At 65.2% G+C, this 6,253-nt stretch carries 9 protein-coding genes; 8 read left to right on the top strand and 1 reads right to left on the bottom strand.

Going from position 1 to position 6,253, the window contains the following annotated elements:
- Window positions 1-548: terminase gpP N-terminus-related DNA-binding protein (locus GRI99_RS18260; protein WP_202393186.1), on the bottom strand; the 548-nt coding region annotated here is incomplete at its 3' end.
- 165 nt (window positions 549-713) lie between these two features.
- On the opposite strand from GRI99_RS18260, the gene GRI99_RS18255 reads away from it, so the two are divergent.
- The 8 genes from GRI99_RS18255 (at window position 714) to GRI99_RS18220 (ending at window position 5,819) form a co-directional block, all read left to right on the top strand.
- The gene (locus tag GRI99_RS18255) at window positions 714-1,565 is read left to right on the top strand and encodes a GPO family capsid scaffolding protein (protein WP_160773501.1); all 852 of its coding nucleotides are present in this window, start codon (window positions 714-716) and stop codon (window positions 1,563-1,565) included.
- A 60-nt stretch (window positions 1,566-1,625) separates the two neighbouring features.
- Window positions 1,626-2,762: a phage major capsid protein, P2 family gene (locus GRI99_RS18250; protein ID WP_160773500.1), complete on the top strand. Its 1,137-nt coding sequence runs from the start codon at window positions 1,626-1,628 to the stop codon at window positions 2,760-2,762.
- Between the two features lie 140 nt (window positions 2,763-2,902).
- A complete protein-coding gene (gpM, locus tag GRI99_RS18245) occupies window positions 2,903-3,631 on the top strand; it encodes a phage terminase small subunit (RefSeq protein ID WP_160773499.1) in 729 nt (242 codons plus the stop codon).
- A gap of 163 nt (window positions 3,632-3,794) precedes the next feature.
- Window positions 3,795-4,286: a head completion/stabilization protein gene (locus tag GRI99_RS18240; RefSeq protein WP_160773498.1), complete on the top strand. Its 492-nt coding sequence runs from the start codon at window positions 3,795-3,797 to the stop codon at window positions 4,284-4,286.
- A 36-nt stretch (window positions 4,287-4,322) separates the two neighbouring features.
- Window positions 4,323-4,529, top strand: a complete 207-nt coding sequence (locus tag GRI99_RS18235; RefSeq protein WP_439098449.1) for a tail protein X — start codon at window positions 4,323-4,325, stop codon at window positions 4,527-4,529.
- Window positions 4,529-5,005, top strand: a complete 477-nt coding sequence (locus GRI99_RS18230; protein ID WP_160773496.1) for a phage tail protein — start codon at window positions 4,529-4,531, stop codon at window positions 5,003-5,005. Before GRI99_RS18235 ends, GRI99_RS18230 begins: the two co-directional genes overlap by 1 nt.
- Complete coding sequence (locus GRI99_RS18225) at window positions 5,002-5,484, top strand: phage virion morphogenesis protein (protein ID WP_160773495.1); 483 nt, start codon at window positions 5,002-5,004, stop codon at window positions 5,482-5,484. Before GRI99_RS18230 ends, GRI99_RS18225 begins: the two co-directional genes overlap by 4 nt.
- 71 nt (window positions 5,485-5,555) lie before the next feature.
- Complete coding sequence (locus GRI99_RS18220; RefSeq protein WP_160773494.1) at window positions 5,556-5,819, top strand: hypothetical protein; 264 nt, start codon at window positions 5,556-5,558, stop codon at window positions 5,817-5,819.
- The last annotated feature ends 434 nt before the right edge of the window (window positions 5,820-6,253 follow it).

Below are 6,253 nucleotides of genomic sequence, written 5' to 3'. Positions count from 1 at the left end.
ACCGTGGCCCCGATCTGGCGGGCCTTGCGGATCTTGCGGGTGCGCTGATCGCGGTTGTCCCACCAGATGTCCTGGTACTCGAACCGCCATTTCTCGAAGTCGTCCAGCAGCGCCTGCCACTGGTCGAGGGTGAGGAAGTTCTTGCGCTTGTCGGCCCGTTTGGCCTTGGCCGCATCGTCGTTGCGCTTTTCGATCTTCGGGTTGAGGTCGCCCTCCTTGCCGCTGGCGCTATATTTCTTCACCCGCGCCGTGCGCTCCAGCTGGCGCATCAGGAAATCGACCCGCTTCATGTCGCCCTCGGTGAAGGGCTCCTTGTCCAGCAGGGTGGCGATCTTGGCCTCGAGCCGGTCCTCGATCACGTCAACCGGCGCGGCCTTGTCCCACTTCTCGCGCCGCTTCCAGCTGGCCACGGTGTTGTAGTTGACGTCCAGCTCGCGGGCGATCTCGCGCAGCGGCCAGCCCTTCCAGTAGAAGCTGCGCGCCATCCGGCGCAGCTGGATCTCGGCCAGCTGGTCTTCGTTTGGATCTGGCGGAGTGGCGCAGTGCATGGCCAAGCCATGCACCCTGCGCACCGGCCTCTGGCCATGCGGTGCCACCGTAAGTTGCCGACTTACTGGCCAGCTGCGTTGCCAGCAGGCCCATTCTACACCTCTTGTCGGCCCTCAGACGCGGGGCACCTGGCGCCCCGGCCACCAAGACGGGAGCTGCCCCAGATGAAGACCAAGCCCTTTCTCCTCGCCACCGCCGGTTCGACCGTCGACGGCCGCGTGATCGATGAGAAGATGCTGCAGGAAATGGCCAGCAGCTACGATCCCAAAACCTATGCCGCGCGGCTCAATATCGAGCATATCCGCGGTATTTCCGGCCAGGCCCCGTTCCGTGCCTATGGCGACGTGCTCGAGCTCTCCACCCAGGAGGTGGACGTCAACTTCAACGGCACCACCGAAAAGCGCCTGGGCCTGTTCGGCGTGCTGGATGTGACCGAGGAAGCCAAGCAGCTCAACGCCGCCGGCCAGAAGGTCTACCCCTCGATCGAGATCGAGCCGAACTTCGGCGGCAAGGGCTTCGCCTACCTGATGGGTGCCGCGCTGACTGACAGTCCGGCCAGCATCGCCACCGAACGCCTCGCCTTCAACCGCAACCTGCCCGGCGTGATCAACCTGGCGCGCGGCGATGATGGCCAGGGCAATGATCCCACCGCGCTGGAATTCGCCGAGGCGGCAGACGACACCCCCGGCAAGTCCTTCCTCGCTTCGCTCGAAGGCGTGCTGGGCAAGTTCTTCAAGCAGGAGCCGGCCACGCCCCCGGCCAAGGTCGATCCCAAGCCCGGCGATGCCCCGGCTGCGTTCAAAGTCGAGGATCTGAAGCCGCTTTTCGAGGGACTGGCCACCACGTTCTCTACGTCGATGGACAGCCTGCGCACCGAATTCCGCGGTGAAGCGGATGCCCAGGCGGTGCGGTTGAAGGCGCTCGAAACCAAGTTCGAGACCACCCCCGCCAACGAGCACAAGACCCGCCCCGCCGCCGCCGGCGCCAACGGCAAGTTCGCCGTCACCGACTGCTGATCCGCCCTACCCGCCAACCACCCAGCCTCGCCCCCGCCTACTCGAACAAGGACACACCCAATGCGCAAGGAAACCCGCGCTCTCTTCAATGCCTACGTGTCGCAGATTGCGCTGCTCAACGGGCTCGAGGCAGGCGATGCCAACACCAAGTTCGCCGTCGCACCGGTCGTCGAGCAGACGCTCGAGGAGAAGATCAAGCATTCGAGCGAATTCCTCGAGCTGATCAACGTCGAGCCGGTCACCCAGCAGAAGGGCGAAGTGCTCGGCCTGGGCGTCACCCGGACGATGGCTGGCCGCACCGACACTTCGGGTGCTGGCGTCCGCAACCCCACCGATCCCACCGACAGCTCCAAGCTGCGGGAGTACATTTGCGAAAAGACCGATTTCGATTGGTCGCAGTCCTACGCGCTGATGGACGCGTGGCGACACAAGCCGGACTTCCAGACCAAGATCCGCGATGCGATCCTCAAGCAGCAGGGCCGCGACCGCATCATGATCGGTTGGAACGGCACCAGCGTGGCCGCCACCACCGATCGCGTGGCCAACCCGCTGCTGCAGGACGTCAACATTGGCTGGCTGCACAAGATTCGCACCCTTGCCGCCGCCCAGGTGTTCAACGATGGCTCGCTGACCGTCGAAACCGATGGCACCAACAATGCCGCGCTGAAGGCGATCTACGTCAAGCCGGGTGTCGAACTTTTCGATGCGAACGCCGAACACGACGAAGTCGGCGGCTCGGCGCACGCCGTGGCGGACTATGCCAGCCTCGATGCGCTGGTGCTCGATGCCAAGCGGCTGCTGCCGGAATGGCATCGCGGCGACACCGAGCTAGTGGTCATCGTCGGCCACGATCTGGTGGACGACAAGTACTTCACCATCGCCCAGGAAACCGGCGCCACCGCCACCGAGGTGGAAGCGACCGATCGCATTCTCCGCTCCACCAAGCAGCTGGGCGGCCTGCAGGCGGTCCGCGTGCCGTTCTTCCCGGCCAATGCGGTCCTCATCACCCGGCTCGATAACCTGTCGATCTACTGGCAGGAAGAAACCCGCCGCCGGATGCTGAAGGACGAGCCGGAGAAGAACCGCATCGCCAACTACGAGAGCGTCAACGAGGCCTATGTGGTCGAGGACTATGAACTCACCGTCCTGGTCGAGAACATCGTCATCGGCGGCGCACCGGCCCGCCCGGCACCGTAATACCTAGGGGGCGGGTGCAGACCCGCCTCCGCCCAACCGGGGCCGTGAAACCCGATCTGGCGTGAGGGCTGGACAAGGTGGAGCCACTTCTGCGCGGGGGACCTCACAGATCCCGCATCGTCCACCGAGGAGCCTAGCCCATGTTCAGCCCCGCACTTCGCAATCGCCAGAGGATCCTCGCAGGCCTCGCCTCCGCTGCCGCCCGCCCCGCAGGCGATGCACCTGCCGCGCCCACCGCTGGCCCCGCCGGCGCTGAATACGCCGCACTGCTGGCCGTGCTGCACGAGGCCGTGCGCGGCCTGTCCGATATCGCCAGCCACGAGGCGCGCCAGCCCAAGAAGGCGGAACTGGCCAAGACCTTCGCCGACTGGATCGAGGGCGTGCTTGCTGCCGATCAGCCGGTGCAGGACGAGATCCTGATCGTGAACATGATCTGGGCGATCGACTACCGCGATTTCGACTATGCCCTGCGCCTGGCAGACTTCGCCCTGCGCCACGGGCTGGCCATGCCCGAGCGCTACAACCGCACGCTCGCCTGCTTCCTGGCCGAAGACGTGGCCGAACTGGCGCTGAAGGAACCCGGCTCGATCGCACATGACGTGCTGGTGCGGATCTACGCTCTCACCGGCAAGGCCGACATGCCCGATCCGGCCAAGGCCAAGCTGATGAAGGCTCTGGGCCGCAGCTGGGTGGCGCGGGCTGACGATTTCAACCCCGGCGCGGACAACGCGCCCGCCGGTGGTGCCATGGCCTACCTGGCCGAGGCCCTCGACTGCTTCAAGCGCGCCCTCGCACTCGACGAAAAGTGCGGTGTTAAGACCGATATCAAGACGCTGGAGAAGCGGCTCGCGCCCGCTCCGTCGTCATAACCAGCTCCGCCCCACGGCGCTCGGGGCGGGCGGTAAGACGGACGGCGGATGCCCCAAGCTCCGCTACACCCGGCTCACCTCACCCGCCCCGTAAAAATCACAGTCTGCCCTACCGCCTTCGGCTACTTGAGGGCGGAAGCGGCGCAGCGATAGGACAACACATATGACCGGCCTGGTCGCTCCCGCCCCCACCGCCGATGCCGATGCGGCTGCCGTGGTGGCCGATGGCTGGTTCCCCCCGGTCCCGCTGGCATCGATCCGCGACACCCTGCGCCTGGGCGATGGCGCTGTGACCACGTCCCGTCTGGTCGCCGCCACCGAAGGCGCCATTCTCACCTGCCTGCGCCTGCTGAGCGACTGGCGCAGCGGCCATGCTGCCAACGGCGTGGAAAGCCTGGCCGCTGTAACCGATCAGCAGGTCAACCAGGTCAACATGGCGGATCTGCTGTGGCTGCGCGCCGTGCGCTACTTCGCCGCCGCCGAGCTGGCTGACGGGCACCGCGATCTGGCCGCTACCCAGGAGGGCAGCGACCGCGCCGAGGCCAAGGATCAGACCGCTGATCATTACCGCCGCATCGCCAACCACGCCGTGGCCGATCTCCTCTCGATCGGCGCCGAAGAGCGCGCGCCTCGCAACCGGGTGAGCCTGGTCTGATGGCCGGCCCGCAAGCAGCAAAGCGATAGGGCGATGTTGGCCACCGCCCGCGACGGAGAGACGCTGGACGAGATCTGCTGGCGCGTGATCGGGCGCACCGCTGCCGTTACCGAGCAATCGCTCGAGCTCAATCCCGGCCTCGCCGATCTTGGCCCCCGCCTACCCGGCGGAACCAACGTCCGGCTGCCCGATCCGCCTGCCGCGCAGTTTCCCATGCGCGAAACCGTGAGGCTGTGGGACTGATGCGCAAGGCAGAGGACCTGCGCGCCGCGATCGCCGAGGCCCTGCCCGAATTCAGGGGGCAACCCGATCGGCTGCGGATATGGGTGGAAGATGGCGCTGGACGCTCGACCCAGAGCAACTCCCTGTCGTTCGGCTTCGCCTACCGCCTCAACGTGCTGCTGGAGGAAACGCGCAGCGATATCGCCCTGTTGGCCCTGGCCGTGTTCCGCTGGCTGCGCATCAACCAGCCCGATCTGCTGCGACCGGGTGCCGATGGCTTCCGCTTCGAAGTTGACGTGCTGGACAACAGCACCAGTGACATCCTGCTCCAGCTGGACCTGAAGGAAAACGTCTCCGTCGCCCCGATCGACGGCGGCGGGTGGACGCTGGACTATCTCGCGGAGCCCGATCCCCTGTGGGACGATTTCCTGGGCGCGGGTGACGTTGACCCGATCCCCGATCTGACTGGCCACCTGATCGACGAAGATCCGCAATGAGCTATGACAGCGAGGCCCTGGCGGGATTCGATGAGTTCTTTGGCCGTGTGTTGGCCAGCCTGTCTCCCGCCAGGCGCCGCCGCGCATCAATGAAATTGGGGCAAGCCCTTCGGCGTTCCAACCTCGCGCGGATCCGGGCCAACATTCAGCCTGACGGCACAGCCATGGAGCCGCGCAAGCCGCGCCTCGACCGGCGCGGCCGGTTGAAAAAGAAGCAGGGTGGCCGGATGTTCAGGATGTTCCGCCTTGCCAAGATGTGGAAAATCGATGCCCAGCCCGACAGCGTCGAGATCTTCCCTGCCAAGGCCGACAATGTCGCCAGAATCCATCACTTCGGCTTGCCCGGTACCGTTGGCAGGGATCGCCAGGGCAGGGCCATCAAATATCGCTACCCTTCCCGCCGACTATTGGGCTTCGCACCAGAGGACGAACGCCTTGCCCTGCAGGTTGCCGAGGAGATGCTTGGGCTTGATGGCTAGAATCCGCTTCCCGATTCTGGCACGCCCGTGGCATTGAGAGCGCCCGCTGCGGGCAGCCACAAGGATCGGCGATGGGTCAGTTTCTGTGCGTGATCGATGAGAACGATCGGGAAGTGCCTGGCTCGCGCCGCAAGGTCGATTTTGCCGCCGATCCCGCGCACTTTCGCCAGACCTTTGCCGCGCTGGAACGGTCTGCCGGGGAAGGCAGCTGGATCTATGACAGTCACGCAGACGGCCGTCGCCCCACCCTCTTGGACAGACTGGCCCCTGCATTCATTGTCGGCACGTTCTGGTTGGGCGTTGCCGCAATCACCGGCAACATGCTGATCGGCTAGGCGGCCCGCAATGAACAAGGAGCAATCAGGTGAAGATCATTGGCTATATTCACCAAACCAGATGGGGCCGGTTCGCGATTGTCCTTGGCCGAACAGGCCGCTGGTCAGCGATGTTCGAAGACGAAAACTTGGGGAGCTACCATTCGCCAGTGGCCGCCCTCGATGACCTCCTCGGTGATCATTGCTTTTCGAACTCAGCAGGATTGGACACTTCAGAGATAGGCCTGCCAAGTCATCTCTCCGAGTGGGAACCGGTAAGCGCAAGAGGCTGATGCCGAAGCCAGTGCACCACTCACCGTAAGCCCCGCACTTACGGGCCACCTGCCTTCCCCTCACGCGCGCGCGGCGCATGACGTGGGGCATGCCCGTGGCCTCCGACAGCTTCACTTCGGTCGATCTTTCGCGCCTGCCCGCGCCCAACGTGGTCGAGCAGC

The organism is Alteraurantiacibacter buctensis (assembly GCF_009827655.1).
Lineage (GTDB): Bacteria > Pseudomonadota > Alphaproteobacteria > Sphingomonadales > Sphingomonadaceae > Alteraurantiacibacter > Alteraurantiacibacter buctensis.
This window is presented reverse-complemented; position numbering and strand designations above follow the sequence as displayed.